24 protein-coding genes and 1 pseudogene are annotated in these 25,566 nt (G+C 66.2%); 15 read left to right on the top strand and 10 right to left on the bottom strand.

Translation table 11 applies throughout. From position 1 onward, the window contains the following. Positions 1-72 precede the first annotated feature (72 nt). The 3 genes from G6N33_RS05565 to G6N33_RS05555 all read left to right on the top strand — a co-directional run bounded on the left by G6N33_RS05565 (position 73) and on the right by G6N33_RS05555 (position 3,122). Positions 73-1,248, top strand: a complete 1,176-nt coding sequence (locus G6N33_RS05565) for a glycosyltransferase (protein WP_101528827.1) — start codon at positions 73-75, stop codon at positions 1,246-1,248. 13 nt (positions 1,249-1,261) lie between these two features. Then, the gene (locus G6N33_RS05560) at positions 1,262-2,320 is read left to right on the top strand and encodes a helix-turn-helix domain-containing protein (protein ID WP_044510230.1); all 1,059 of its coding nucleotides are present in this window, start codon (positions 1,262-1,264) and stop codon (positions 2,318-2,320) included. 382 nt (positions 2,321-2,702) lie between these two features. Then, a complete protein-coding gene (locus tag G6N33_RS05555; protein WP_049919196.1) occupies positions 2,703-3,122 on the top strand; it encodes an STAS domain-containing protein in 420 nt (139 codons plus the stop codon). A gap of 4 nt (positions 3,123-3,126) precedes the next feature. Here G6N33_RS05555 and G6N33_RS05550 read toward each other — a convergent pair whose 3' ends face one another. Both G6N33_RS05550 and G6N33_RS05545 read right to left on the bottom strand, forming a co-directional pair. Beyond that, complete coding sequence (locus G6N33_RS05550) at positions 3,127-4,182, bottom strand: DNA topoisomerase IB (RefSeq protein ID WP_044510232.1); 1,056 nt, start codon at positions 4,180-4,182, stop codon at positions 3,127-3,129. 132 nt (positions 4,183-4,314) lie between these two features. Further along, the gene (locus G6N33_RS05545) at positions 4,315-4,713 is read right to left on the bottom strand and encodes a heme-binding protein (protein ID WP_044510234.1); all 399 of its coding nucleotides are present in this window, start codon (positions 4,711-4,713) and stop codon (positions 4,315-4,317) included. Between the two features lie 371 nt (positions 4,714-5,084). Between G6N33_RS05545 and G6N33_RS05540 the strand changes: the two genes are divergently transcribed. Then, positions 5,085-5,519, top strand: a complete 435-nt coding sequence (locus tag G6N33_RS05540) for an SRPBCC family protein (RefSeq protein ID WP_044510235.1) — start codon at positions 5,085-5,087, stop codon at positions 5,517-5,519. A 37-nt stretch (positions 5,520-5,556) separates the two neighbouring features. On the opposite strand, the gene G6N33_RS05535 is transcribed toward G6N33_RS05540, so the two are convergent. Beyond that, the gene (locus G6N33_RS05535; protein WP_044510237.1) at positions 5,557-5,916 is read right to left on the bottom strand and encodes a hypothetical protein; all 360 of its coding nucleotides are present in this window, start codon (positions 5,914-5,916) and stop codon (positions 5,557-5,559) included. A gap of 72 nt (positions 5,917-5,988) precedes the next feature. On the opposite strand from G6N33_RS05535, the gene G6N33_RS05530 reads away from it, so the two are divergent. Continuing rightward, on the top strand, positions 5,989-6,873 hold the full coding sequence (locus G6N33_RS05530) for a helix-turn-helix domain-containing protein (protein WP_044512962.1): 885 nt from the start codon (positions 5,989-5,991) through the stop codon (positions 6,871-6,873). 41 nt (positions 6,874-6,914) lie between these two features. Here G6N33_RS05530 and G6N33_RS05525 read toward each other — a convergent pair whose 3' ends face one another. Next, positions 6,915-8,297 (bottom strand): flavin monoamine oxidase family protein, encoded by a 1,383-nt coding sequence (locus G6N33_RS05525; protein ID WP_101528828.1) that lies wholly within the window; start codon positions 8,295-8,297, stop codon positions 6,915-6,917. A 180-nt stretch (positions 8,298-8,477) separates the two neighbouring features. Between G6N33_RS05525 and G6N33_RS05520 the strand changes: the two genes are divergently transcribed. Further along, the gene (locus G6N33_RS05520) at positions 8,478-9,437 is read left to right on the top strand and encodes an alpha/beta fold hydrolase (protein ID WP_044510240.1); all 960 of its coding nucleotides are present in this window, start codon (positions 8,478-8,480) and stop codon (positions 9,435-9,437) included. Here the strand turns inward: G6N33_RS05520 and G6N33_RS05515 are convergent. Then, positions 9,432-10,778 carry a flavin monoamine oxidase family protein gene (locus tag G6N33_RS05515; RefSeq protein WP_101528829.1) on the bottom strand — a complete coding sequence of 449 codons (1,347 nt, stop codon included), beginning with the start codon at positions 10,776-10,778 and terminating at the stop codon, positions 9,432-9,434. The two genes, G6N33_RS05520 and G6N33_RS05515, sit on opposite strands and share 6 nt — an antisense overlap. 62 nt (positions 10,779-10,840) lie before the next feature. On the opposite strand from G6N33_RS05515, the pseudogene G6N33_RS05510 reads away from it, so the two are divergent. Together G6N33_RS05510 and G6N33_RS05505 are read left to right on the top strand one after the other, a co-directional pair. Beyond that, positions 10,841-11,029 (top strand): annotated as a pseudogene (locus G6N33_RS05510) (MFS transporter); the annotation flags it as partial. 53 nt (positions 11,030-11,082) lie between these two features. After that, positions 11,083-12,435, top strand: a complete 1,353-nt coding sequence (locus tag G6N33_RS05505; protein WP_101528830.1) for an LLM class flavin-dependent oxidoreductase — start codon at positions 11,083-11,085, stop codon at positions 12,433-12,435. A 28-nt stretch (positions 12,436-12,463) separates the two neighbouring features. On the opposite strand, the gene G6N33_RS05500 is transcribed toward G6N33_RS05505, so the two are convergent. Both G6N33_RS05500 and G6N33_RS05495 read right to left on the bottom strand, forming a co-directional pair. Continuing rightward, positions 12,464-13,579, bottom strand: a complete 1,116-nt coding sequence (locus tag G6N33_RS05500) for a hypothetical protein (RefSeq protein WP_044510246.1) — start codon at positions 13,577-13,579, stop codon at positions 12,464-12,466. Next, a complete protein-coding gene (locus tag G6N33_RS05495) occupies positions 13,579-14,712 on the bottom strand; it encodes a phosphotransferase family protein (RefSeq protein ID WP_044510247.1) in 1,134 nt (377 codons plus the stop codon). Before G6N33_RS05495 ends, G6N33_RS05500 begins: the two co-directional genes overlap by 1 nt. A gap of 57 nt (positions 14,713-14,769) precedes the next feature. Here G6N33_RS05495 and G6N33_RS05490 point away from each other — a divergent pair, with 57 nt between their 5' ends. The 7 genes from G6N33_RS05490 to G6N33_RS05460 all read left to right on the top strand — a co-directional run bounded on the left by G6N33_RS05490 (position 14,770) and on the right by G6N33_RS05460 (position 20,469). Continuing rightward, positions 14,770-15,372, top strand: coding sequence for a TetR/AcrR family transcriptional regulator (locus G6N33_RS05490; protein WP_044510249.1), 603 nt, complete (start codon positions 14,770-14,772; stop codon positions 15,370-15,372). Next, positions 15,369-16,238, top strand: coding sequence for an SDR family NAD(P)-dependent oxidoreductase (locus G6N33_RS05485; protein WP_044510250.1), 870 nt, complete (start codon positions 15,369-15,371; stop codon positions 16,236-16,238). Before G6N33_RS05490 ends, G6N33_RS05485 begins: the two co-directional genes overlap by 4 nt. A gap of 110 nt (positions 16,239-16,348) precedes the next feature. Continuing rightward, on the top strand, positions 16,349-17,287 hold the full coding sequence (locus tag G6N33_RS05480; RefSeq protein WP_044510252.1) for a DUF4129 domain-containing protein: 939 nt from the start codon (positions 16,349-16,351) through the stop codon (positions 17,285-17,287). After that, complete coding sequence (locus G6N33_RS05475) at positions 17,284-17,766, top strand: hypothetical protein (RefSeq protein WP_044510253.1); 483 nt, start codon at positions 17,284-17,286, stop codon at positions 17,764-17,766. The genes G6N33_RS05480 and G6N33_RS05475 overlap by 4 nt, the downstream gene beginning before the upstream one ends. A gap of 14 nt (positions 17,767-17,780) precedes the next feature. Continuing rightward, a complete protein-coding gene (locus G6N33_RS05470; RefSeq protein ID WP_101528842.1) occupies positions 17,781-18,755 on the top strand; it encodes an AAA family ATPase in 975 nt (324 codons plus the stop codon). Beyond that, positions 18,752-20,017 carry a DUF58 domain-containing protein gene (locus tag G6N33_RS05465; RefSeq protein ID WP_044510257.1) on the top strand — a complete coding sequence of 422 codons (1,266 nt, stop codon included), beginning with the start codon at positions 18,752-18,754 and terminating at the stop codon, positions 20,015-20,017. Before G6N33_RS05470 ends, G6N33_RS05465 begins: the two co-directional genes overlap by 4 nt. 2 nt (positions 20,018-20,019) lie before the next feature. Further along, positions 20,020-20,469 carry a hypothetical protein gene (locus G6N33_RS05460; RefSeq protein ID WP_044510259.1) on the top strand — a complete coding sequence of 150 codons (450 nt, stop codon included), beginning with the start codon at positions 20,020-20,022 and terminating at the stop codon, positions 20,467-20,469. Between the two features lie 13 nt (positions 20,470-20,482). Here G6N33_RS05460 and nuoN read toward each other — a convergent pair whose 3' ends face one another. The 3 genes from nuoN to nuoL are packed head-to-tail and all read right to left on the bottom strand — an operon-like array spanning position 20,483 to position 25,559. After that, entirely contained in the window at positions 20,483-22,078 is a 1,596-nt protein-coding gene (nuoN, locus tag G6N33_RS05455; protein ID WP_044510261.1) for an NADH-quinone oxidoreductase subunit NuoN, read from the bottom strand. Next, positions 22,078-23,658 carry an NADH-quinone oxidoreductase subunit M gene (locus G6N33_RS05450; protein ID WP_044510263.1) on the bottom strand — a complete coding sequence of 527 codons (1,581 nt, stop codon included), beginning with the start codon at positions 23,656-23,658 and terminating at the stop codon, positions 22,078-22,080. Before G6N33_RS05450 ends, nuoN begins: the two co-directional genes overlap by 1 nt. Next, positions 23,652-25,559, bottom strand: coding sequence for an NADH-quinone oxidoreductase subunit L (gene nuoL, locus G6N33_RS05445; protein ID WP_044510265.1), 1,908 nt, complete (start codon positions 25,557-25,559; stop codon positions 23,652-23,654). The genes G6N33_RS05450 and nuoL overlap by 7 nt, the downstream gene beginning before the upstream one ends. Positions 25,560-25,566 lie beyond the last annotated feature (7 nt).

Here is a 25,566-nt window from a genome sequence, read left to right as displayed (position 1 = left end):
CCAGGTTGCGAGCAGCCGCGCTCGTGCAAAGACCTCGACGGCAGTGCGGACCGGCTACGGAGGGATTTCGTCGTGAAGATCGCGGTTGTGACCGGAGACGACGTCGCCGATGACGGGCCAGCGCAGCTATGTTCCGCGCTCACCACCCGCGGGCACGACGTGACATGTCATGTGAGGCAACAACGGCGGACCCGTGCCGAACGATCAGCCACGGCGGACTTTCGGGTTGTCGCGACGCGCGTCGGACCCCCGCCCGGAGGAACCGCCGCAGACGTCCTGCCCTTCGTTGGTGATTGGGCGGCCACCCTGCAACGCCGGTGGACCCTCGACCGGCCCGACATCGTCCACGCGTATGGCTGGCTGGGGGGGCTGGCAGCACAGCTGGCCGCGCGCCGGCAAAACTGGCCAACCGTACAGACATTCCCCAGCCTGGCCGCACTATCGAAGTCATCCGCCGACCGGTCGGACGACCCCGCGCGCGAGCGCATCGAGCCGCTGTTGGCTCGGCACGCCAACTGGGTCACCGTCGAGAGCACAGGCGAACTGGAGGCGCTCAGCCGGTTGCTGCACACCCGAGCGCGGATGTCGGTGATCAGCGGCGGCGTCGATGGTGATCGGTACACGCCGGTGGGTCGGGCCGACGATCGGGACGGACTGCTCCGCGCCCTCTGTTTAGCACCAAAGCTCGTGTCGACCAACGGGTTTGACATGGCAATCGCGGCACTGCCGCGCGCAGCGGCAACCGAGCTGGTCATCGCGGAGACCGGGCCCAACAGCGGTCGTGACGACCGCGCGAGGGCCAAGTTGGAGCGGCTCGCCGCAAAGTCCGCTGTGAACCAGCGAGTCCGGTTCCTCGGCACCGTCTCCGAGGACGACATGCCCGGCTTGATGCGATCCACCGACGTCCTCCTTTGCCTGCCGCAACAGCCCGCCAGGGCTACCCGGGTCTTGCAGGCGATGGCCAGCGGGCTCGCCGTCGTCGGCCCGTCTACCGGCGTGCTGAACGATCTCGTGGTCAACGACGTGACCGGGCTTCTATTGTCTGCGGACGATGCCAGAGAGCTGGCCTCAGTGCTCAGACACCTTGCGGTGGAACGCTTTCGCTGCAACGGCATGGGCGCGGCCGGCCGCAACCGGGCGCTGTCGCGCTACACCTGGGACCGCATCGCGCTGGACTCGCTGGCGATCTATGAGAAACTCAACGCAGAACGCTTAGCGGGTGAAGCGATGGAAGAGGTCACACGGTGACCGGTGCGCAGTCATGACTAGCATCACCGAAAAAAGGCCGCGCGGCGCGCCCGGCGACGCGGCCCAGGTTGCGCGTGATTCCCTCGACGTCAGCCTCAAATCCACCGGTGCGATCGGCCGCCCGCCCCGGCCGGCCGCGGTGCGATACGAGCAGTTCCGCACCTTCGATCCCGACGATGCAAGGCGGTTCTTCGCCGCCGCCTACACGCCGGGCTGGCGAATCACCGGTGTCGGCAGGGGATCGGCCGTCAAGCATCGGCGCTACACCGCACCCGCGATGACACTCGACGACGTGCTAATGCAAGGCCGAGTGAATTGCGAGATCCCGGGAGCCGATGACGTATTGGTGATCCAACCGCGCGCGGGCTCATTGACGGCGAGCGTAAACCCATTCCCCGAAGTCGACCACCCGGTGCTCGTCGCCCACGACATGCCCTGCGCGCTGCAGGTGAACTCGGCGCGATTCGACGTCGTAGGCATCGGGTCGGATGTACTGCGCAAGGCCGCCGCCGCACACTATGCGCCGTTGCCGCAGAAGATCCGGTTCCTCGATTGGCGCCCGCGCTCGGGTGCCGCCGCGCGCGCCTGGCATCGAGCGCTAGAATACGCCAAAGCCACGCTCTGCTCGGCCGACACCGTCCACCAACCGTTGATCGCAGCGTCGGTGGCGACCGTGCTGGCGACCGCGGTGCTCGAGTGCTACCCCTCCAACCTCACGGCCGACAACGACGTGCTGAGCGACCCCGCAGTGCCCGAAGCGCTCAAGGATGCAGTGTCGTTCATCCACTGCCATGCCGGCGGCGACGTCGGGATCCACGATGTCGCGGCCGCGGTGCATCTCACCCCGCGGGCAGTGCAATACCTGTTCAGGCATCAATTGGACACCACGCCGACGAGGTATCTGCGCCGTGTCCGGCTCCACCGCGCACACCTGGACCTGTTATCCAGCGACCGCTCGGTGACCACTGTTGCCGAAATCGCCCAGCGGTGGGGCTTTTTGCATACCGGCCGGTTTGCCGTGCAATACCGTCAGACTTACGGCCAAAGTCCGCACACCACGTTGCGACAGTGAAGTTCCGGCCAGCCCAGCCAACGATTGCCTTCGGCTGAAGTCCAGGTGACCGCTCCGCGACGGATCGCAACGCCTAATATTTGGCGATTCCATCATTCGGGTCAAAAGCACCTGCGCAGCTTGCGTTTTTGAACTCAAACGTGGCGTCATGCACAAATTGAGATCTGCAAGTTCCCGTCGATGCCGCTAGGCTCTTGGCAGGTTGAGTCCACAGCTGCCGACATTTCGGGGCCATTGGGACACAGATGTCGCTTCGCCCTCCTTGATCCCTCATCCGATTGGGCGTACCCGCATGACTTCATTAGCTTTTCGACCGACCACCGACCTACGCGGCCAACCGCGCTGTCGCTTCTCGATTGACTGCGCCGGGGCACGATTGGATGTGCACACGCGCAGATCGGCCACCGTTTTACGGGTCACTGGCGAAATCGACGCGTTCAACACGGGCCTGGTGCGCGACGGGATTCGGCGCTACGCACAGCTGAACGCGCCGTTGATCCTGGATCTCGGTCAGCTGGAATTCCTGAGCCTGGCGGGCTTTCGTGCCTTGCTCACCCTGAACGAAGAGCACCAGCGGGCCGGACTGCACTGGGGCGTGGTCAGTGGCGCGCGATTGCTCCTCCTCGGCCGCGTCTTCCCGAAACATGGCCTACCGCTTGTCGATTCGGTTGCCGAGGCGCTGCAGATCGTCGACGAACTGGTCCAGGCGCGACGCCGTTGGCTCGCCGTCCCGGCCCGTCAACACGAGCCGCAGCGCGCTGCCGACACCGGGCGTGCCGCGCTGCGTCGGGCAATTGCCTGAGCAATCACGCGGTTTTCGCCAGGGCGGCAGTGTGAGACATGCTGCCGCCCTTGGCCACTCGCCGGATCAGCGCACGAGTCGCCTTTTCCAGAATCTCCTGGGCGTCGTCCGGCTGGCGAGCCCGCTCGGCGCGCGTGGTTGCCGCGGCGATGGTGAGCTCCTGTTCGTAGCCGGTGACGACACGGGGATCCACATACGAACCGCGTGCCACCGCGGGCGTGTTGCCCAACCCTTCGGCCACCTCCTTCATCACCGCCGATTCGACTCGCTTGATCACCCGTTGTGACACCGGGGGATCTGCGTCGGCGAACGCCACGGCCGCCAGCACCGTTCCATGCCAGGTCCGCAGATCCTTGACGGTGAAATCGTCGCCAACGATTTCCTTGAACCGGGCATTGAGGTCGTCGGCTCGCAGCTCGGTCCATCCGGACGTGTTGCGGTACACCAGCAATCGTTCACTGCGTTCGGCACTGCGCATCAGCGCGCGCACCGCGCGGACCACGGCAGCATCCTGCACCTCCACGGTGCGCTGCACCCCGCTCTTGGCGGGGTAATCGAAAGCGACCGCATCGCGGCGCACCGTCACGTGCTCACGCAGCAGGGTCGCGATTCCGTAGGATTCGTGTTCCTCGGCGTATTGCTCTCCGCCGGAGCGGAAGTAACCACGGTCCAGCAATCGCAACCCCAGCGCCAGTACGCGCTCGCGCGACATTCCGCGCCGGGACAGGTCGGCGACAATGTGCTGGCGAAAACTCGGCAACCGGGTGGACAGTTCCAGGACACGGTCGAATTTTTCCTCGGCGCGCTCCTGCTGCCATGCGGAGTGGTAAAGGTACTGACGGCGCCCGGCCGCGTCGGTGCCGACCGCCTGAATGTGGCCGTTCGGATGAGGGCAGATCCACACCTTCTTCCAGGCAGGTGGAATCACCAGATCCTTGATCCGCTGCAGGGTCGCATGGTCGGCCACCGGCTCGCCATCACTGTTGTAGTAGGCGAACCCCTTGCCCCGACGCTTACGGGCGATTCCGGGCCCGTCGAGCACGCTTCGTCGCAGCCGCATGTTCGTTGTCTCCAGTCTTGTTGGCTGATCGGGGAATTACCCGTCCGGGAAGGGATTCACACGGTCGGATTGGCCGCCGCAACGCAAAACGACCCGCCACGACGATGTGGCGGGTCGTTAGCTGAGCAGAATCTAGCCGGCCATGAACTCGTGGTAGGCCGATTCCAGATTCGACGGCAGGGCCGACACGTTGCACTGACGCTCGGTCTCGCCAATCGGCGCCAAAATGCCGCGCAGGTCGTAGTACTCCTGCGGGTGCGCTGTGAAGTAGCCGCGGAGGTTGGATGCGGCTTCTGCCCGCGGCTGTCCGTAGGCAGCCATCACGACCTGGTTGGCGCCCGGGTGAGCCGCGAGGTACTGCTCCGCGGCCCCCTGCGCAGAAGACACCGTGGCGTTCACGCCCGCAGGGCTGCAGTCGGGTGCCGCGGCCGCCGTCGGCGCACCGGCGATACCCAACGCCAGACCCCCGAGCAGACAACCGGCACTGACGCCGGCGACTCGCCGACGCGCGACGCTGTTGCTGAATTTCATGCTGTTGTCCTTCGATGATCGACATCAATTGACCGGGGTGCCCGATACCCAAAACCAAGGTAGCTGGCAGGGAACGCGAGAGTCCCTTAAATTTGCGGACAGCTAATGCGCGCAGCCGGGGGTTGTCCTCGCCGCGGACCACGTTCATCAGTATCCGACGGCCGGTCGTGATCAAACCGTTACTAGCTAAGAGAGGTATCAGCAAACTCCCTTTAAGATCTCTAGCTGGTATCTACCACGGGTGTCGATGTCACCGCAAAGATATCCGGAGTTGCCCGATTAATCCGTTGTGCGGGGCCGATACGTGCTCAACCGGTGCCGGGCTAGCATGTGCGTGAGCCAATGCTGTCACCGCCAGCGGGGGAGTTCTGATGGTCGAGATTCGCTTGGAACGCACGATCGCGGCACCTGTCGAGCAGGTTTTCGATTGGCTGGCCGACCCGGCCAACCTCGCTACCGCTCCGCTAGTCCTTCAGGGAAAGTGGGCGAAGGGAACGGCGGGGGCCGGCCAGGGTGCGGTTCGTGAGGTGATCGGGATCGGCACCTGGTTCCGTGAGGAGCTCACGGCTTACGACCGGCCGCACAGCTACACCTATCTGATCGTGCGGTCGTTCCCGCCGTTCAATCACGAGGGCGGCACCCTCACGTTCACCACAGTCGGCGACGGTACCCGGGTGAACTGGCTGACGAATTACACCCACTCGGCCGCAGCCGGGGGCAAGGCGCTGGAGGCGGTGACTCGCCGCCTGTTGCGTCCGAACTTTCTCGCCATTCTCAACGCGTGCGCCAAGGCACTGGAAAAGTAACACCAATGACGCTGGCCTACAGCGTCTTCGGGCCCGCTCAGCGGTGCGGAACGACGGAGTCGGCTAGCAGTGCTCCGGTGACGACGGCGACAACGATGAGCACCAGCGCGGCAGCTGGCCACACCCACATCACCCGCTTGCGCGACGCCGCCACGATGACGCCCCCGACGGCGAGGACAGCCGCGAGTCCCACACCGCCCCACGTCACCACATAGGCCCAATCAAGTGCCGAAGTGTCGCAGGTGTTGGGCGCACACGAATCGGTGGCCATCGCGAAGAAGAAAGAGAAGGACACCGATAGCGTGCCGGCAATCGCGGCGAGCACGAACAGGATGACCGTGGCGATCGTATCGGCCGAAGAGCGCTGCGTGGTCTCGGGATGTTGGGCAGCAGTCATACGACAACTCTATGCGCGCATCGTTTCCTGGCAATGCCGCATGTCGGTGCGCCGTTGGGGTACTCGAAGCAGATGGACGTTGCCAAGGACATCAGGGACTTCTTGATGACGCGGCGGGCCCGGATCACTCCCGAGCAGGTGGGCATGCCGCCGGGGCGGCGCCGTCGGGTGCCCGGATTGCGACGGGAGGAGGTTGCTCAATTGGCCGGCGTCAGCATCGAGTACTACACCCAAGTGGAGCGCGGGAATGTCGCCGGTGTCTCCGAGGACGTGCTGCGAGCCATCGCGCGGGCGTTGCGCCTCACCGAGGCCGAAGAGCTGCACCTTTTCGACCTGGTCCGTGCGGTTAAGGGCGATCGGGGCCGAGCGGCGCGGTCACCTGACCGCGGCCTTCCCGAAGGGGTGCAGGCGCTGCTGGACTGCATGGTCACCGCGCCGGCAATCGTGGTCAACGGCCACCTCGATGTCGTGGCCGCCAACGCGCTCGGACGTGCGCTCTACGCACCGGTTTTCGCCGCAGCGAAAGCGACACCGAACCTGGCCCGATTCATCTTCCTCGACGCCGCGGCCGGCCGGTTCTTTCCTGAGTGGGCCCGCGAAGCCGACGACGTGGTAGCGCTGCTGCGGGCCGAAGCGGCCCGCTCACCCGACTCGCCGGAGATCGGCCGACTCATCGGTGAGCTCGCCGCCCGCAGTGAACAATTCCGCGACAGCTGGGCTGCGCACAATGTCAAGGCCCATCACCACGGCGTCAAGCGACTTCACCATGCGGAGGTCGGTGAATTATCGTTGACCTACAACGTCTTTGACATCACCAGCGTGGGCGGCTTGTCATTGATCGGCCACACCGCCGGACCGGGGTCACGATCCGACGAGGCGCTGCGGCTGCTCGCCAGCTGGGCCGTGACCGAGCACGAGTCCGACGCCGATCCTCGAAATGACAACGCTTCGGCCTGACCACCATCCCGAAATACCTGTGGCGGTGCCGCTTTCGTGCGCTAAGCCCTCAGACGGTGCATGAGCTGGCGTGCGGCGTTGCGGCCGCTGAGTACCGCCCCGATGACGGTCGACGGATTGTCGACTCCGACCGCTTCGCCCGCGAAGTAAAGCCGGTCGCTGATCGGCTCCTGCAGGCGACGTCGATCGTCGAGCCCGGAACCGGGCGCGTGAAACGAGTAGCTACCCCGGGCATATGGGTCAGCGGCCCAACCGGAGGTCCGGACCGCGATCGGCGTGACGTCGTCGCCGAAAAGCTGACGGGCGACCGGCAGCGCCCGGGCCGAGACGTCCGCCGGCGACGACGACTCCACTGCCCGGCCGCGTTCACCTGCGTTGAACGCCACCACGATCGGCCCGGCGACATTCGACAAGGTGAACCATTGCGCCCAGGCGCCGGGCTCGGACCCCATGAAGAGGTAAAAAGCGTTGTCCGTCTTCCACGTTCGCCGGTCGAACCGGAAGAAGGTCTTGGACAGTACACCGAATCCCAGCGCGCTGACCGCCCGCGCATGTCCTTCGGGCAGCGGCGGGTCGAAGGCGATCGAACCGGCCTTGAGCACTCCGAGGGGAACCGTGACGATCGCGGCGGGTCCTTCGAACGATTGGTTCCCGGCGTGCACGACCACGCGGTCGTCGCGGCGGTTGATCGCGGTGACCGGCGTATTGAAGGCAACTTGCAGCCCATCGGCGAGCACGGTGGGCAGCGCGTCGTACCCGTTGGTGATCACGGCCTGGTCGCCGCCGACGTACTCACCGGCATCAAAGGTGTTGGCGGAGAGCTGGTCTGCCCCCGCCGCGAATTCGTCCTCAATCTCCGTGGCGACATAGAAGGCCAACTCGGCCCGCTCCGGCGCGGACAGCTCCGCGCGGGCGGCCGCCGCGTCGATCGCCGCGGCCAGGCTCCCACCCTCGACCCGACCACAAGCCCGCTCGACGAACGCGCGCCAAGCGTCGGGGTCATAGTCCACGGGCGGCAGCGACCGATCGACCGCGAGCTTGGCCCACCCGTAGTAGTCGGTGGGAATGACCTGCGCCCGTGCCTTACGCGCCAACTCCAGCAGGGGATCGCTGGCCGTGCCGTGGATCCATGAGGCCCCCATCTCGATCGGCGCACCCCAATCGCGAACGGTGTACACCCGGCCACCGATGCGATCGCGGGCTTCGAGCACCCGCACCGGCCATCCGGCGTCCACGAGGAGCCGGGCGGCGGCAAGACCGGCCATGCCGGCGCCGACCACGAGGATCGACTTGGTGTCGGGCTTGATCTCCGGCGGTGCGGGCGCAGATGCCCGATGTCCGCCCGGGGTGCAGGCGGCGACCAGCCCCTCGGTGGCCACGCTCATCGTTGCTGTGAGCACCGCCCGACGGGTGATCGGGGACATGACAGTCACCCTCTCACACCGCAACCGGCGCCGTGCCGGGGTTTGCGTGCATGCCGGAACCAGTGTGCTGAGATTCGCCCCGCGCGGTTTGGCGAAGTTGCATAGTTGGACGCCCGTGCCGATATAAGATCCCGGTATCCGGGGTGCGGCGACGGGGCCGTGTTCGAGGGGGGAGCGGCGATGAGTGCTCGGCGATCGACACGCGTGGCCGACCCGCTGCCCCGCGTGTTACCGCCAGGCCGCTCCCTGACCGTCCGCGCGGTTGACGGCACCCCGTTGCACACCGAGGTTTTCGGGCCGCCCGACGGACTTCCGATCGTGCTGACGCACGGCATCACCTGTTCGATCAGAGCGTGGACGTATCAGATCGCGGAACTGGCCACCGAGTACCGGGTGATCGCGTTCGACCACCGCGGACACGGCCGCAGCGGCGTTCCGCGGCGCTGCGCGTATAGCCTCAAACATCTTGCGTCCGACCTGGATTGCGTGTTGGAGGCGACGGTGGCGCCGCATGAGCGGGCGGTGCTGGCCGGGCACTCGATGGGCGGCATCACCATCGCCGCGTGGTCGGCCCGCTACCGCCACAAGGTCCATCGTCGGGTCAATGCCGTCGCGCTGATCAACACCACCACCGGTGAGGTCGCCCGCCGGGTACAGCTGCTCTCGGTGCCGGGCCCGATCTCGCCGGCGCGCGTACTGGCAGCCCGCGGTCTGGTCAGCGCGTTCGCCGGACTGCCGATTCCGGCGGCGGCGCTGCTGGCCACTCGCTCCTTGGTGGCGATGCTGGCGGTCGGGAAAGAGGCCGACCCCAGTACGGCGAAGCTGATCTATGAGTTGTTCGCCCAGACGTCACCCGCCGGGCGCGGCGGCTGCGCCAGAATGCTGGTCGAGTCGCTGGGCGCCCGCTACCTCGATCTGTCCGGGCTGACGGTGCCAACCCTGGTCATCGGCAGCATGAACGACCGGCTGACACCGCTGCGCCAGGCTCGCGAGATCGCCCGGACCGCACCCAACGTCGTCGCTCTGGTCGAGTTGCCCGGCGGCCATTGCTCGATGCTCGAATATCCGCACGAGGTCAACCGGCAGCTACGCCTGCTGGCCGAATCCGTCACCCTGCACGTGGAGCCGATCAGCTCATAGCAAGGCAACCACCTCGGCGGCGGCGCGGTAACCCGACCGGACGGCACCGTCGAAGAACCCGGTCCATTCGTCCGCAGTCTCGGTGCCGGCCCAGTGGATCGGGCCAACTGGTTTGCGTAGCCACGGCCCGAGCCGGGTCCACGAGCCCGGCGGCACGGCCGCCGTCGGTCCGCCGGGCGCGAAATCGTCGGTGCCCCAACGATGATCCGTATAGTCCAGGGGCTTGAGGGCCTCATCCCCGAACAGCGACGCGAAGCAGCGCAACGTGTCCCGACGGCGTTGATCGGTGGGCAACGAGTCGAATGCCCGGGCGTCGACGAAGCCCATCAGGATGCCGGGCCCGTCACCGTTCGGACTAACGTCGAACGTAATGAACACCGGCCCCTTGTCGGAGAGCGCCTGCCCGGAGAATCCGCCGGTCCGCCAGAACGGTGTCTCATAGGCCGCGAACGCCTTGCTGAGCCGGCCCTGCGGCCACCGGTCGCACAGGTCGTGGTACTCCGCGGGCAGCGGGGGAGCGAACTCGATGGCCGCCCGGTGCGCCGGCGGGATCGCGACAATGACGAACCCGGCCTCGGCGGCGCCGCGTTCGGAGGTGACCGTGACGCCCGCGCCGTGTCGCTCGACGCGGCGAACCGGGGCGTTGAGCACCACGCGTGCGCCCAGCTCGTCCGCCGCCGCCTGAGCGATCTGCTGCGTGCCACCGGGAAAATGCTCCTGCTGGGCGCCATCCTCGACGTCGAGCAATCGATCCAGCCCCCCGGCGGCACGGACGTAGCGCACCGCGTGCAGCATCGACACGTCGTCCAGTTCGCAACCCCAGGTCACCCTGGTCATGATCGTCATCAGATCCCGAGACGAGGCGGTGGCCCGTACCGACCGCAGCCAGTCGGCGAACGACAGCTTGTCCAACTCGCGTGCCCGGCGGGCTTGCCAGGGGGCGTCGACCGGGATGCTGCGGGCGATTCTCTCGAATTGCCAACGTAGGCGGCCGATATCGATCAGTCCGGTCAGCGAGAGCTTGGGGATGGTGCCCTGATACGAGCGCGTCCAACCGCGCCAGTGGATGACATTCTTGCCGTCGTGGTGGGTGGGGGTAGTCGGGATGGACAGTTCGGCGGCCAGCGCCAGCACGGCGTCTTGGGTGGGCCCGACGAATGCGCCGCCCATGTCCACGGGCAATCCGGCCACGCTGCCGGTGAAGGAGCGCCCGCCCACCCGGTCCCGGCCCTCGAAGACGACCACGTCGTGGCCCTGGCGTGACAGCGCTCGCGCCGCGCTAAGGCCGGCAAAGCCTGCGCCGACCACCACAACGTCGACAGTCCAGGACGGCTTCGTCACGCCTTCTAGTCAACCGCATTGCGGTGTGCCGGCGGTAGCGCGGTGCCGTTCGAGGTTCTCCGTATCTGTTCGGCGCCGTCGCCGGGGTGGTGGCACTAGCACTGTTCTTCGTGGCCCCCGCAACGCGGTCGCCGCTTGCGGTTTTGCTGGCGATTCTGTTCGGCGTCAACGTCGTTGACGACGCGATGTATGGCCCGCAGGCCGCCTGGTTCGCGGAGCTCCTCGATACGCGGGTGCGTTACAGTGAGGCGATCTCAGCCCTGGCAGCGCGGGAAACGTCCGCGGATCAGATCGAGTGAGTGCGGTGAGCAGGATTTATCTCAATGCCTTCGACATGGCATGTGTCGGGCACCAGTCGGCGGGACTATGGCGTCACCCCGAGGATCAGGGCTACCGGTATCGCGAACTCGGATATTGGACCAACCTGGCCCGCATCCTGGAGGCGGGCGGTTTCGACGCGCTCTTCCTCGCCGACGTGCTGGGTGTCTACGACGTGTACGGGGGCTCGCGGGACGCGGCGGTCCTCGACGCCGCTCAGTTCCCAGTCAATGACCCGACCGCCGCGGTGTCGGCAATGGCGGCCGTCACCGAAACCCTGGGCTTCGGGATCACGCTGTCGCTGACCTACGAGCAGCCGTACGCGCTGGCGCGCCGATTGTCGACGCTGGATCACCTCACCGATGGGCGGGTGGCGTGGAACATCGTGACTTCCTATCTGGACAGTGCGGCACGCAATCTTGGCCTGGACGCTCAGATTCCGCACGATCAGCGCTACGACATCGCCGACGAGTATCTCGAGGTCTGCTACAAGCTCTGGGAAGCGTCGTGGGAACCCGGCGCGGTGGTACGCGATCCGGTGCGCGGGGTGTTCACCGACCCGGCCAAGGTGCACGACATCGAACACAAGGGTCGCTATTTCTCGGTGCCGGGACCATTTCTGTGCGAGCCGTCGCCGCAACGTACCCCGGTGCTGTTTCAGGCCGGGGCCTCGCCGCGGGGCGTCAAATTCGCCGCCGCCAACGCCGAGGCCGCTTTCATCTCCGGTCCGACCCCGCAGATTGTGCGCGGTCCGGTCCGGGCGCTGCGGGAAGCCGCCGCCGCGTTGGGCCGAGACCCGCGCTCTATCAAGGTGTTCACCATGGTGACCCCGGTGGTCGCCGCGACCCGTGAGCAAGCGCTGGAGAAGTTGGCCGAATATCGCGAATATGTCAGCACCACAGGTGCTTTGGCGTTGTTCGGCGGGTGGACGGGAGTCGACTTGGCCGAGCTTGGCGACGATGATCCACTGCGCTACAGCGAAACCGACGCCAACCGGTCCGCGCTGGCCTCCTTCACCACGGGCGAGCGAACCTGGACCGCACGCGAACTCGCCGAGGAGATCGGCATCGGCGGTCGCGGCCCGGTGCTGGTGGGCTCGCCCACCGATGTCGCCGATGAGCTGGAACGGTGGTGCGACGAGGCCGACGTCGATGGTTTCAACCTGGCCTACGTGACGACGCCGGGCACCTTCGTGGACTTCGCGAGGTTCGTCGTGCCCGAACTGCGACGCCGCGGTCGAGTGCCCGAAAGGGTTCCACGCGGCACTTTACGGGAACGGCTGGGGGGCAAGGGGCCGTTGTTGCCCGACGATCATCCCGGCGCCGGCTACCGCCGCTGAGCCATCGCCCCGCCGACAGAAGAGAAGGCTACGGCGCGACGGTCAGCCAGTCCGCGAAACCGGACGGGTCGTGGCGTCCCAGCGCGCCGTGCTCGTAGAGCCCCCAACCCTCGACCGGATCCTTGTCGCCTTCGTGGCACACGGCACGTCCGACGTGGTCGATAACCCCGAAGCCGGCTCGCCCGATGATGGCCGGGTCGGTCATGTTGTACGTCAGGCGTTCGGTGAACTTCTCGCCCTTCCACATGCCGTGCGTCCAGTCCGAGTCACCTCCGTAGCCGCCGCCAACGTGAATGGGGACCGGAAGTTTCGACTCGACGTCGAAGTGCACGGGTGTGCCGTCGGGTGTGGTCGCGTTGATCGTGGCGCCGGTCGGGATCCGGGTACCGGAGCGATACTGAATCTTCACCCGTGGCCAGCCCAGCTGCTCGACCCGGCCGTCCCGCCAGATACGGGTGCAGTCGTTGAGCGAACGGAACCCGTTGGGCTCCTCTTGGATGATCAGCACGATGGCGAAGTCGTCGAAAGCCATTGGTACATATAGCCACCACATGCCTTCGAATGGTGGATCGGCGGGCCGTCCCGCCGGCTCGGCCTCACCGATCGGCCGGATACCCCACGATCGGTCGCGGCTGCCCAGCCAGGTGGCGGGATCCACCGTGATCTCCTCGCCGTCGATCACCAGGTGTCCGCTCCAGCTGCCGAGTTGGGCGAACCGCTGCGCGTCCAGGGTGACCCGGTTGCCGGAGCGAAGGATATGGGGTTGTTCCTGAACGACGTCGAACAGCCCGGTCCAGGTGAGATCGACTGCGATGCCTTCGGTTTCGTCGAGCACGACGCGCAACTTGTGCAGCGGCTCGATGACCTCGACCCGGTAGCCGTTGACGTGCTGGTTGAGCCGGTCGGCATCGATGGCATCGGAAACATGCACTGCGGTCTGCGTGTCCCCACGCCGGACGAGCACGAACGCGTCCTTGACGCCGAGGTTGGGGTAGTAGCCGATTCCGCTGATCACAAAGATGTTGCCGGTGCGATCGTGTGCGTTGAAGTAGGACCGGTCGTAGAAGTTGCGGTCCGAGGCACCAGGCCATGCGATCGGCTGCGGAATCTGGTGTACCGGGTATTCGTCGAGCGGTCCGAGCATCACTGGTCCTCTCCGATAAGCCGTCTCATCAATCCGGCGTGGTAGAACAACGACTCGACATCGTCGGGCTTTTCGGTTTCGCCGAAATGCACCCGCCGTGCGCCGGTGCGCATGAAGACGCATGCCCACATCACGCCCGAGTAGACGTAGAACCAGCGCAAGTCACCCACTTCGACGCCAGCGAGTCGTCGGTAGCTGGCGCGTACGTCCTCCTCGCGCATCACGTCGGGTAACCCGGGTAGTCCGGCAAGACCGGTGAGTTCTTGGAAAACCATGTGCGCGTAAATCATCCACGCGACGTCGAGCTCGCGGGGACCCAACGTCACCATCTCCCAGTCCAGCACCGCGACCGGTCTGAAGTCGCGGTACAAGACGTTGCCCACCCGCGCGTCGCCCCATAGCAGCACCGGTTCGCGCGCGTCGACCTCCGTCGGCCAGTTGGCTTCCAGCCACGTGAAAGTCCGCTCCAGCAGCGGCGAGCGGCCGATGTCGGGCACCGCGAACTCATACCAGCTCTGCACCCAGTTGAAGTGCCGGCGCAAGGCCTTGTCGCCGGGCCCCTCGGAAAGAAATCCGAATGTCTGCTCGGCGTTGGGAATTGAGTGTAGTTTCGCCAGCACGCCGACCGTCGCGTCCTGCAGTTCGCGTTGCTTTTCGGCGGGCGCGTCGGCAAACCAGTTGTTACCGAAGGTGTAGGGCATGACGTCCGGCGGCACCACACCGTCGACGTAGTCCATCACGAAGAACGGCGTCCCCAGGACATCGCCGGTGGGTTCGAGCCAGCGCACCGGGGGAACCGGGACATCGGTGAGTTCGCCGACCTTGCGGATCACGTCGAATTGGTGATCGAGCCGGTAGCTGGGGAAGACCTGTACGTCCGACGCGCTCGGGGCGACCCGGGTCACCAGCTTCTGTTGCACCGGCTCCCCGTCTTGCTGCCATCGGGCGGAGAGGATGATGGTCTCCGAGGACATGCCCGTCGAGTCGATGCCGCTTTCGACGGTCACCTCCGGTGCGGCGCCTTCGGGGAGGACGGTGGACAGCCATTTCGACATCACCGCGGGCAACGTCGTGACGTCGCGGCTGGAACGTTGAAGTCGGTCGACGTTGTCGAGCACTGGTTCAGTGGCCACCCGGTGCCTCCATTCGTTGAGACCTTTCGCGGCAATTACGATACGGTAGGTAGCGATATGAAAGCAGACCCGTCCACCCTTGACAAGGCCCCCGGCGCCGGCCGCCCCAGGGATCCGCGTATCGACTCTGCCATCCTTACGGCCACCGCGGAACTGCTTGTCGAAATCGGTTATTCGAACCTCACCCTGGCCGCTGTCGCCGAGCGGGCCGGCACCACGAAATCGGCGCTATATCGCAGGTGGTCAAGCAAGGCCGAGCTGGTGCACGAAACGGCGTTTCCCAACGCGCCCAGCGCGCTCGAGGCCCCGGCCGGCGACTTTGCCGCCGATCTTCGGATGATGCTCGAGGCGACGCGGGACGTCTTCACCACGCCGGTGGTGCGGGCAGCGTTACCGGGCCTGGTGGCGGACATGACTGCCGACGCCGAGCTCAACGGGCGGGTGATGGCACGCTTTACCGACCTGTTCACCGCGGTGCGGGCCCGGCTGAGCGAGGCCGTCGACAGGGGCGAAGCGCATCCCGACGTCGACCCCGACCGCTTGATCGAGTTGATCGGCGGCGCCACGATGCTGCGGATGTTGCTGCGGCCGGACCAGAAGCTCGACGATGCTTGGGTCGCCCAAACCACCGCCATCCTCGTGCACGGCGTGACACGTTGACTCGGCGACTCGAGGGGCGGGCCGCCATCGTCACCGGAGGCAGCCGCGGCCTGGGCCGGGCGATCGCGCTGGCGTTGGCCACCGAGGGGGCCGCAGTGGCGGTGGTCGGGCGGACCCAGCAGGTGTGGGATGACCGGCTGCCGGGGACCATCGGTGAGACCGCTGCCGCTATCGAGGAGGCCGGCGGACGGGCGGTACCGATTCGGGCCGACCTAACCGACCGGGACGATCTGGCCCGGTTGGTGGGGGAGGCGCGAGCGGCGTTGGGGCCCATCACCGTTCTCGTCAACAATGCGGCCTTCACCGCGCCCGGCCGGCCGCCGGCGCCGGGTACCCAGCAGCGTCCGAAGCCCGCCCGGCCCTCCGGTGCGACCAAACCGGGCTGGCCGGGATTCGTAAGCACACCTTTATCCGCCTTTCGCCGGCACTTCGACATCGCGGTGTTCGCCGTCTACGAGCTGATGCAGCTGGTGTGTCCGGACATGATCGAGACCGGCGGCGGTTCGATCATCAACATCACCTCGCTGGCGTCGCGGTTGCCCGGCGACGGGCCGTACGCCGACCGAAGCGGCGGTGTCTTGCCTGGCTACGGTGGCTCCAAGGCGGCACTCGAGCATCTCACCCAGTGTGCGGCGTTCGACTTGACCGAATACAACATCGCCGTTAACGCGCTGGCGCCGTCCAAGCCGATCATGACGCCCGGACTGTCCTACTACGCAACGGCATTCGATGAAACTGCAACCGAAGATGAATTCGCACGGGCGGCAGTGCAATTGGCGCTCGTGACGCCCAAAACTGTCACGGGGCGCACGATCGGTCATGATCAGGTCCTCGATGGCAGCTTTCGTGCCTTTGCCCCGGACTAGCACCGGTCCTCGCCGAGGCGCATCAGCCCTGGCTACATGATGGCGTGACGTGCAAGGATGAACGAAGCCGTGCCGCGACGGCATGGGAAATCCGGCGAGTGGTGTGTCGTATGGCCGATAGGCCGACAGGGCGCGTCGTTGCGCTCATCGTGCTGGTGATCGTCGCTGCCGCGGCCCTGCGCGGGTATCTTCCGGTGCGCGATGGCGCGCCGCACCCGGAGGCCGGCGGTGGCCGGGCGGCGATGGTATTCGTGGTCGTCGCCCTCACCGCCACCCTCACGTTGCTGACGGTCGCCGTCGTCGCGCGACTGCGCGATCCGCGCGCGATGGCGCCGAAGTCGGGCGACCTGTCGGAGATGCTCGGCACCGGCAGGGGCCGGCCGAGCTGGCGCGTAGTGCTGATCGGGCTCGCGGTGATCGTCGGTTGGCTGACGATCGTCATGCTGCTGTCTCGGCTGCCGCTACCCCACGCGGATGCGCCGCTGCAGCAGGCATCCGATGCCGCCCGGTCACCGGATGGTGCCCCACCGCCGCCAGGGCCGAGACCCGCTCCCGCCAAGGACACCGGGACCATGCTGGGAATCCTTTTCGCCGCGGCGATTCCCATGCTGCTGGTCACCGTTGCGGGCACGGTCCTGATGTCGAGACGCAAGGCGCGCATCGCAACCGGGCATGCGCCGCTCGACGACGGCATCGGCGAGGTGCCAGTGCCGCAGCGATCCGAATCCCTGGTGCGCGCAGCCGAACTGGGGCTGGCAGAGATGGCGGACCTGACCCGCGAACCACGCGAGGCGATCATCGCGTGCTATGCCGCAATGGAACGCGAATTGGCGAACTTTCCCGGCGCCGCACCCCAAGAATTCGACACCCCGACCGAGGTGCTGGCCCGTGCCGTCGAACTCCGTGCGCTGCACCAAGATAACGCCGTCGAGCTGGTCAACCTGTTCGAGGAAGCACGGTTCAGTCCCCATGTCATGCGCGAGACGCATCGGGACGCCGCCAGCCACGTGCTTCGGTTGGTCCTTGCCGAACTACGGAGCCCGGTATGAAAAAGATGATCGCCCTTGGCGTTTGCCTGATCGTCGGAGTTGAGCTTTTGACGTTGATCGTGCACGACCGCCGCTTCGTGCTGGTGGCTTCCGGTATTGCCTTGGCGCTGGTTCTGCTCGACGTTCGTCGGCTCCTGGGACGGGGGATCGAGCTCGACGCGAGCCTGTACCCCGACGACGTCGGCGATTCCTTGCGCCGCTGGCTGGCCAACACCGAGACCACGATCCGCTGGTCGGAATCCACCCGAGCGGACTGGGATCGGCATCTTCGGCCAATGCTCGCGCGCCGCTACGAGATTGCGACGGGCCAGCGACAGGCCAAGGATCCCGCGGCCTTCCAATCGACCGGCCGGATGCTGTTCGGCTCGGAGCTCTGGGAGTGGGTCAATCCCAACAACGTCACGCGCACTGGCGATCGTCAGCCCGGACCCGGCCGGGCCAGGTTCGAAGAGATCCTTTCGAGGTTGGAGCAGGTATGACCGAGGGCGCTACGATGCCGGCCGGGAAAGCAACCACGCACTGCGAGGCAGTCCTCGACGAGATCGAGCGCGTGGTGGTGGGAAAGCGCAGCGCGTTAACCCTCATCCTCACCGCGGTTCTCGCGCGCGGACACGTGCTTATCGAAGATCTGCCGGGGCTCGGCAAGACCCTGATCGCAAGATCCTTTGCCGCCGCACTGGGATTGCGATTCACCCGAGTACAGTTCACGCCGGATTTGCTGCCCGCCGACCTGCTCGGCTCGACGATCTACGACATGCAGTCCGGGCGGTTCGCGTTCCGGGCCGGGCCCGTCTTCACCAACCTGCTGCTGGCCGACGAGATCAACCGCACGCCGCCCAAAACCCAGGCGGCGCTGCTCGAGGCGATGGCTGAGGGTCAGGTCAGCATCGACGGCGAAACCCATAAGCTACCCATGCCATTCATCGTGCTGGCCACCGACAATCCGATCGAGTACGAGGGCACTTACCCACTGCCCGAGGCGCAGCTGGACCGCTTCGCGATGCGGTTGGAATTGCGATATCTCTCCGAACACGACGAGACGTCGATGTTGCGCCGGCGACTCGAGCGCGGTTCGGCCGAGCCGACGGTCAATCAGGTGGTGGACGCGCACGATCTGCTGGCGATGCGTGAATCGGTGGAGCAGGTGACGGTGCATGACGATGTGTTGCATTATGTGGTGTCGCTGGCCACCGCCACCCGCCGGCACCCCCAGGTTGCCGTGGGCGCCAGCCCACGCGCCGAACTCGACCTGGTCCAGCTTGCCCGCGCCCGCGCGCTGCTGTTGGGCCGGGACTACGTGATCCCCGAGGATGTGAAGGCGCTCGCGATTCCCGCGGTCGCGCATCGCATCACGCTACGACCGGAGATGTGGGTCCGCAAAATTCAGGGCGCCGACGTCGTCGGAGAACTGTTGCGGCGGGTGCCGGTACCTCGTACCAACATGCAGACGCCGATGAGCTCACCATGAACAGTAGGCAGATCGACTTCCGTTGGACTGCATCGCCTTTGACGCGAGCGATCGCCACCTGCGCCGGACTTGCGCTCGCAGTCGCGGTGATCGGCGCGCGCTGGGAGCTCATCGCGTTCGCGGCGCCGCTGCTCGGCGTGCTGTGCTCGATCAGCTGGCAACCTCCGGTGCCCCGTGTTCGCATCCAGGCGGCGCCGGAGTCGCAGCGATGCTTCGAGGGCGAGCAGGCCCGCGTCACGCTCTCGGTGGCCGGCGACGATGGGTTGGGCAGTACCGCGACGGTCCGACTCACGGTCCCCGACGTCGACGGCATGCAGATCGAAGACCTCGAGACGCCTGCTCGATGGTCGAAAAGTGTTGCAGCAGTGGCGCAGCGCTGGGGGCGATACGTCATCGCGGCGCGAGTCGACGTGGTCGCGCGCGGCGGGCTGCTGGCCGGGACGGCGGTCGTTGACGCCGCCGACGTCATCGTGTTTCCGCTTACGCCTCCGCAGTCGACACCGATACCGCGGACCCCGTTGCTCGACCGGTTGGGCGCCCACCTCACCGCACATGTCGGTCCAGGCGTCGAGTACGCCGACATCCGCCCGTACGTTCCCGGTGACCAACTGCGCGCCGTCAACTGGCCGGTGAGCGCGCGTCGCCGCCAGCTGCACGTGACAGAGCGATTGACCGACCGCGCCGCCGACGTGGTGGTGCTCATCGACTCGTACCGACAGCCAGCGGGCCCGGCGACCGAAGCGACCGAGCGAACCGTGCGTGGCGCAGCTCAGGTCGTGCAGACGGCGCTGCGCTATAGCGACCGTGCGGGCATCGTCGCGCTCGGCGGTAACCGGCCGCGCTGGCTCGGCGCCGACATCGGACAGCGCCAGTTCTATCGCGTGCTCGACACCGTACTCGGGGCGGGGGACCGATTCGAAAACACCACCGGCACACTGGCACCCCGCGCGGCGGTGCCGGCCGGGGCGATCGTCATCGCCTTTTCCACCCTGCTCGACACCGAATTCGCCCTTGCCCTAATCGATTTGCGCAAGCGCGGCCATGTCGTGGTCGCCGTCGACATCCTGGATCGTTCGCCATTCGCAGACCAACAGGACCCGCTGGTGGATCGGCTATGGGCGTTGCAGCGCTCAGCCATGTATCGCGACATGGCGTCCATCGGCGTCGACATCGTCTCGTGGCAGGACGGTCACACGCTGGAGCAGTCGATGGGCGTGTTGCCGGATCGTCGCCGCCGAGTGCGGGAACGGTTGCGGCGGTAGCGATGTCCACCGCCACGCGCTCTGGACTGCACATCCTCTCGATCGTATTCGGTGTGCTGATGGTCGGGCTGGTCGCAGCAGATGCGAGCGGCCCGGCGCGCGGCATGGCGATCGCCGCCGTGGCCGCGGTGGGCGTCGCAATGGCCTTTCGACCGGCGGCGACGGCCGCCGTGCTGGGGTCGGTGCTGACGATTTTGTTGGCCGAGCCCCCGTATGAGTTGGTCGCGCTGTCGGGGCTATGCGCGGCCGCATATCTGGTCTGCCGTCATGCAGCCGGAACGCCGGGCGCGGTCGTCATGGTCAGCTGGCCGACGGTCGTCGGTGCCGTGGGGTTTGCCGGCGCGGGTGTGGTCGCGATGCTATTCCCGCTGCAGCTGCCCTGGGTGCCGCTGGCGGCCCCGCTGGTAGTCCTGGCGATCTACGTGCTGGCCGCCCGGCCGTTCCTGAGCTGAGCGGCCATTGCGGTCACTGCAATAGCTGGGCGGCGCGGTCGGCGAGGTCGAGCAGCGGCTGCGGGAAGATACCCAAAACCACGGTGATCGCGGCGCACAACGCAATAGCGATCTTGCTCAGGATTCCCGGGGCGACGACGTGGGGCGTGTCCTCGTTCGGTTCGGTGAAGAACATCAGCACGATCACCCGGACGTAGAAGTAGGCAGCGACCCCGCTGGCGATCACACCGATGATCACCAGCGGCACGGCGCCACCCTGGGCGGCGGCCTTGAACACGGTCAACTTGCTGATGAATCCACTGGTCAGCGGGATACCGGCGAACGCAAGCAGGAACATCGAAAGCATCACGCCCACAATGGGAGAACGCTGCCCCAAGCCTGCCCAATGCGAGAGTCTGGCATCTTCGACGCCGTCGGAGTTGCGAACCAGACCGACGATGGCGAACGCGCCTACGGTGCTGAAGCTGTAGGCGACCAGATAGAACAGGGTCGCCGCGAGGCCGGCCTGATTGTCGGCGATCACACCGGTGAGGATGAAGCCGACATGGGCGACCGACGAGTAAGCGAGCATCCGCTTGACGTCGACCTGGTTCACTGCGGTGACCGTGCCGACCGCCATGGTCAGGATCGAAATCGCCCATAGCACTGGTCGCCACTGCTCGTGCAGCGGTGGCAACGCGACATAGACCACCCGCAGCAGCGCGCCGAATGCCGCGACCTTGGTGGCCGCCGCCATGAAACCGGTGATCGGCGTGGGCGCGCCCTGATAGACGTCGGGAATCCACGAGTGGAACGGCACCGCACCGACTTTGAACAACAGGCCGACCGACAGCAGGGCCACACCGACCAAGGCCATTGAGGTGTCCCCATGAGCCGAAAAGGCATCACGGATACCGGACAGCAGCAGCGTGCCCGTTGCGCCGTAGATCAATGCCACCCCGTAGAGGAAGAACGCCGACGAGAAGGCGCCCAGCAGGAAGTACTTCATCGCGGCTTCTTGCGACAGCAACCGGCGATGCCGCGCCAGCCCGCACATCAGGTACAGCGGTAGCGACAGCACCTCCAGCGCCACGAACATCGTCAACAGGTCATTGGCCGCGGGGAAGACCATCATGCCGCCGACCGACAGCATCAACAGCGGGAAGAGCTCTGTTTGGGCGGCTCCAGCTCGCTCGGCTTCGCGTTCGGCGTCGCTGCCGGGGATCGCGGATGCCTGTGGGGTGAACGAATCCAACCCCGACGCATGCCCGGAAACCCCGGTCGCGACCGCGACCTTGTTGGCGGTCTGGGCGATATTGCTGCGCTCGGCGATGAGGATGACGGCCAGCACCGACACGAGCACCACGGTGCCTTGCAGGTACAGCGTCGGCCGGTCGATGGCCACCGCACCCAGGACCGCGCTACGACCGGAGGCCGGCAGGGAACGGCTGACCACGATGTCGGCAACCAGCGCCGCGATCAAACCGCCGAGGGCCAGCGTGACCTGGGCGACATATCGAGAGTTCCTGGGTAGGAAAGCTTCAGCCAGCACACCGATCACGGCGACGCCGAAGACGATGAGCATCGGGCACAGCAGGAAATACTCGACGCTCGGGGTGGGCAGGGTCATCATCGCGGTCCTTCGCCTGTACCAGGGGTCGCCCCCAAAACCGGACGGGGCACGCTCGGCGCGGGGTCATGCTGGCCGATGGTGATCATGGTGTGGTCCACGGCGGGATTGATGATGTCCAGCACCGGCTTGGGATAGACACCGAGGATGAACAGCAGCGCCATCAACGGGACGACTACGATCAGCTCGCGCGGCCGCAGATCGCTGATCCGGTCGTTACCCGCGGCCACCGGTCCGGTCATGACGCGCTGGTAAAGCCACAGCATGTAGATGGCCGCCAATACCAGCGCAGTGGCGCCGAACGCCCCGGCCAGCCAGTACCGGTTGAAAGTGCCCAGCAGCACTAGGAATTCGCTGATGAACGGGGCGAGCCCGGGCAGCGACAGCGTCGCCATGGCCGAAACCAGGAAGGTGCCGGCCAGGATCGGGGCCACCTTCTGCACGCCGCCGTAGTCGGCAATCACCCGGCTGCCGCGCCGGCTCACCAAGAAGCCGGCGATCAGGAACACCGCCGCCGTGGACAGGCCGTGGTTGAGCATGTACAGCGTCGAGCCGCTCTGCCCCTGGCTGGTCATCACGAAGATGCCGGCGATGATGAAGCCGAAGTGGGAGATCGAGGTGTAGGCGATCAGCCGCATCATGTCTTTCTGCCCGATCGCCACGATCGCGCCGTAGATCACGCCGATGATGGCCAGCGTGACGATCAGCGGACGGAAATACGTTGAGGCATCGGGGAACAGCTGTAGGCAGTAGCGCAGCATGCCGAAGGTGCCGACCTTGTCCATGACCGCGGTGATCAACACCGCGGTGGCCGGTGTGGCCTCGACGCAGGCATCAGGCAGCCAGCGGTGGAACGGCCACAGCGGCGCCTTAACGGCGAACGCGAACATGAAGCCCAGGAACAGCGCCTTGAACACCGCGGGGTCCACGCCGGCGAAGCGGCCCGAGGAAACGCCGGTCACGATTTCGCGGAAGTCGAAGGTGCCGCCGCCGTGCTGCTCGGTCACCACATACAGGCCGATTACCGCGGCCAACATAATCAGGCCACCGAACAGGTTGTAGAGCAAGAACTTCACCGCGGCTCTTGAGCGGCCGGCGCCCTTCCCGAAGCCGCCGATCAGGAAGTACATCGGAATCAGCATGGCCTCGAAGAAGACGTAGAACAGCAGCACATCGAGTGCGATCACCGAGATCAGCACCATCGATTCGATGGCGAGTGTCAGCGCGACGTAGGCGTGCACACCCCGGGTGCGCTCTCCTCCGTCATTCCAACCCGCCACCAGCAACAGCGGAATCAGAATGGCGGTCAGCAGCACCAGCACCACCGCGATGCCGTCCACACCGAGGTTGTAACCGGCGCCGAAAGACGGTATCCAGGCATGCTTTTCGAGGAACTGGTACGGTGCGCCCCCGGTCCTGAACCCGACTGCGACGACGATTGCCACCCCCAACGTCGCCAAGCTGACCACCACGCCGGTCCATTTCGCCAGCTGCCGCATCCCCGGCGGCATCAAGATGATCAGCACCGAACCGGCCAGCGGGACCAGCCACAGCACGCTCAGCCACGGAACGTTCACCACAGTTGCACCGCCAGGATCAGCGCGACCAACAGGGTGGCGCCCGCCAACATCGAGAGCGCGTAGGACCGGGCGAACCCGGTTTGCAAGGCGCGCAGGCGGTTCGAGGTCCGGCTGACTAGTGTGGCCAAGGCGCTGACCGAGCCGTCCACGCCGGCGTTGTCGACCTCGACCAGCGCCTCGGTCAGCTGCGCGCCAGGGCGCATGAACACCTCCTCGTTGAAGGCATCGCCGTAGAGGTCTCTCCGTGCGGCGGCGGTGAGTGCCGACACCTGGACGGGTGCGACTCTGGGGATGTCGGCTCTGCCGTACTTCTGATACGCGACCAGGATTCCGACCGCGACGACCCCCAACGCCAGCGTGGTGCTGATCCAGGCGGGCAGCGCGTGCGTACTTTCCTCGTGCGCTCCGACGACCGGCTCCAGCCAGTGCGGCAGGGTGCCGCCAATGGCGAACAGGCCACCGGAGAACACCGAGCCGAAGGCGAGCAGGATCATCGGTCCGCTCATCAGCGCCGGGGCCTCGTGCGGGTGACTGCCCGGTGCCCAACGTTTTTCGCCGAAGAAGGTCATCAGCATCACTCGCGTCATGTAGAACGCGGTGACGCCGGCGCCGAGCAGTGCGGCGCCGCCCAGTGTGTAACCGCGGGCACCACCGTCGGCTAGCGCCGCTTCGATGATGGCGTCCTTGGAGTAAAAGCCGGCGAACGGCGGCACGCCGATGATCGCGAGGTAACCCAGCCCGAACGTGACGAAGGTGATCGGCAGAGCTGCGCGCAGGCCGCCGTAGCGGCGCATGTCCTGTTCTTCGTGCATCGCGTGGATGATCGAGCCCGAGCCCAGGAACAGGCCGGCCTTGAAGAAGCCGTGGGTGAGCAGGTGCATGATCGCGAAGGCGTAACCCGCCGGACCGAGGCCGGCGGCCAACACCATGTAGCCGATCTGGCTCATCGTCGAGGCGGCCAGCGCGCGTTTGATGTCGTCCTTGGCGCAGCCGATGAACGCCCCGAACAGCAGCGTGATGACACCGATCAGCACCACGCCCAGTTGCGCGCCGGGTGCCAGGTTGTACAGCGGGTTGGACCGCACGATCAGGTACACACCCGCGGTCACCATGGTGGCGGCGTGGATCAGCGCGGACACCGGCGTCGGGCCTTCCATCGCGTCACCCAGCCAGGCCTGCAGCGGGACCTGCGCGGACTTGGCGCAGGCGCCGAGCAGCAGGAGCAAGCCCATGGCGGTCAGGACGCCGGTTTTGCCGGGGCCCGCCGCGGTCGCTCCGGCGAATACACCCGCGTACGAGAGCGTTCCGAAGGTGCTGAACATCAGGAACATTCCGACGGCCAGACCGGCGTCGCCGACCCGGTTCATCACGAACGCCTTCTTGGCGGCGGTGGCCGCCGACGGCTTGTGGTACCAGAAACCGATCAGCAAATATGACGCCAGGCCGACGCCTTCCCAGCCGACGTAGAGCACCAGGTAGTTGTCGGCGACGACCAGCAGCAGCATCGAGGCCAAGAACAGGTTGAGGTAGCCGAAAAACCTTCTGCGGTCCGGGTCTTCGGCCATGTAGGCAACCGAGTAGATGTGGATCAGCGATCCCACACCGGAAATCAGCAACACGAAACACACCGACAGCTGGTCGATCTGCAGCCCGAGGTCCACCTGGAAATCGTTGACCGGGATCCAGGTGAACAGTCGCTGATGGATGACGCGATTGGCACTGTCGCGACTGAGTAACTCCGACAACAGCGTTGCGCCGACTCCGAACGATCCCAACGCGGCAAGGACGCCCAGCCAATGTCCCCACGCGTCGGTGCGTCTGCCGCCGAACAGCAGGATTGCGGCGCCCGCCAGCGGTAATGCGACCAACAGCCAGGTGTAGTGATTCTCGAAACTAGTCACTGTGGCG

The sequence above is a fragment of the Mycobacterium simiae genome (genome assembly GCF_010727605.1).
Taxonomy (GTDB): domain Bacteria; phylum Actinomycetota; class Actinomycetes; order Mycobacteriales; family Mycobacteriaceae; genus Mycobacterium; species Mycobacterium simiae.
This window is presented reverse-complemented; position numbering and strand designations above follow the sequence as displayed.

Bases quoted from the DNA above. Each gene is read 5' to 3' on its own strand.
- G6N33_RS05560 (WP_044510230.1), top strand. From the start codon at position 1,262: ATGACTAGCATCACCGAAAAAAGGCCGCGCGGCGCGCCCGGCGACGCG.
- G6N33_RS05550 (WP_044510232.1), bottom strand. From the start codon at position 4,182: ATGCGGCTGCGACGAAGCGTGCTCGACGGGCCCGGAATCGCCCGTAAG.
- G6N33_RS05545 (WP_044510234.1), bottom strand. From the start codon at position 4,713: ATGAAATTCAGCAACAGCGTCGCGCGTCGGCGAGTCGCCGGCGTCAGT.
- G6N33_RS05540 (WP_044510235.1), top strand. From the start codon at position 5,085: ATGGTCGAGATTCGCTTGGAACGCACGATCGCGGCACCTGTCGAGCAG.
- G6N33_RS05535 (WP_044510237.1), bottom strand. From the start codon at position 5,916: ATGACTGCTGCCCAACATCCCGAGACCACGCAGCGCTCTTCGGCCGAT.
- G6N33_RS05530 (WP_044512962.1), top strand. From the start codon at position 5,989: ATGGACGTTGCCAAGGACATCAGGGACTTCTTGATGACGCGGCGGGCC.
- G6N33_RS05525 (WP_101528828.1), bottom strand. From the start codon at position 8,297: ATGTCCCCGATCACCCGTCGGGCGGTGCTCACAGCAACGATGAGCGTG.
- G6N33_RS05520 (WP_044510240.1), top strand. From the start codon at position 8,478: ATGAGTGCTCGGCGATCGACACGCGTGGCCGACCCGCTGCCCCGCGTG.
- G6N33_RS05500 (WP_044510246.1), bottom strand. From the start codon at position 13,579: ATGCTCGGACCGCTCGACGAATACCCGGTACACCAGATTCCGCAGCCG.
- G6N33_RS05490 (WP_044510249.1), top strand. From the start codon at position 14,770: ATGAAAGCAGACCCGTCCACCCTTGACAAGGCCCCCGGCGCCGGCCGC.
- G6N33_RS05480 (WP_044510252.1), top strand. From the start codon at position 16,349: ATGGCCGATAGGCCGACAGGGCGCGTCGTTGCGCTCATCGTGCTGGTG.
- G6N33_RS05475 (WP_044510253.1), top strand. From the start codon at position 17,284: ATGAAAAAGATGATCGCCCTTGGCGTTTGCCTGATCGTCGGAGTTGAG.
- G6N33_RS05470 (WP_101528842.1), top strand. From the start codon at position 17,781: ATGCCGGCCGGGAAAGCAACCACGCACTGCGAGGCAGTCCTCGACGAG.
- G6N33_RS05465 (WP_044510257.1), top strand. From the start codon at position 18,752: ATGAACAGTAGGCAGATCGACTTCCGTTGGACTGCATCGCCTTTGACG.
- G6N33_RS05460 (WP_044510259.1), top strand. From the start codon at position 20,020: ATGTCCACCGCCACGCGCTCTGGACTGCACATCCTCTCGATCGTATTC.
- nuoN (WP_044510261.1), bottom strand. From the start codon at position 22,078: ATGACCCTGCCCACCCCGAGCGTCGAGTATTTCCTGCTGTGCCCGATG.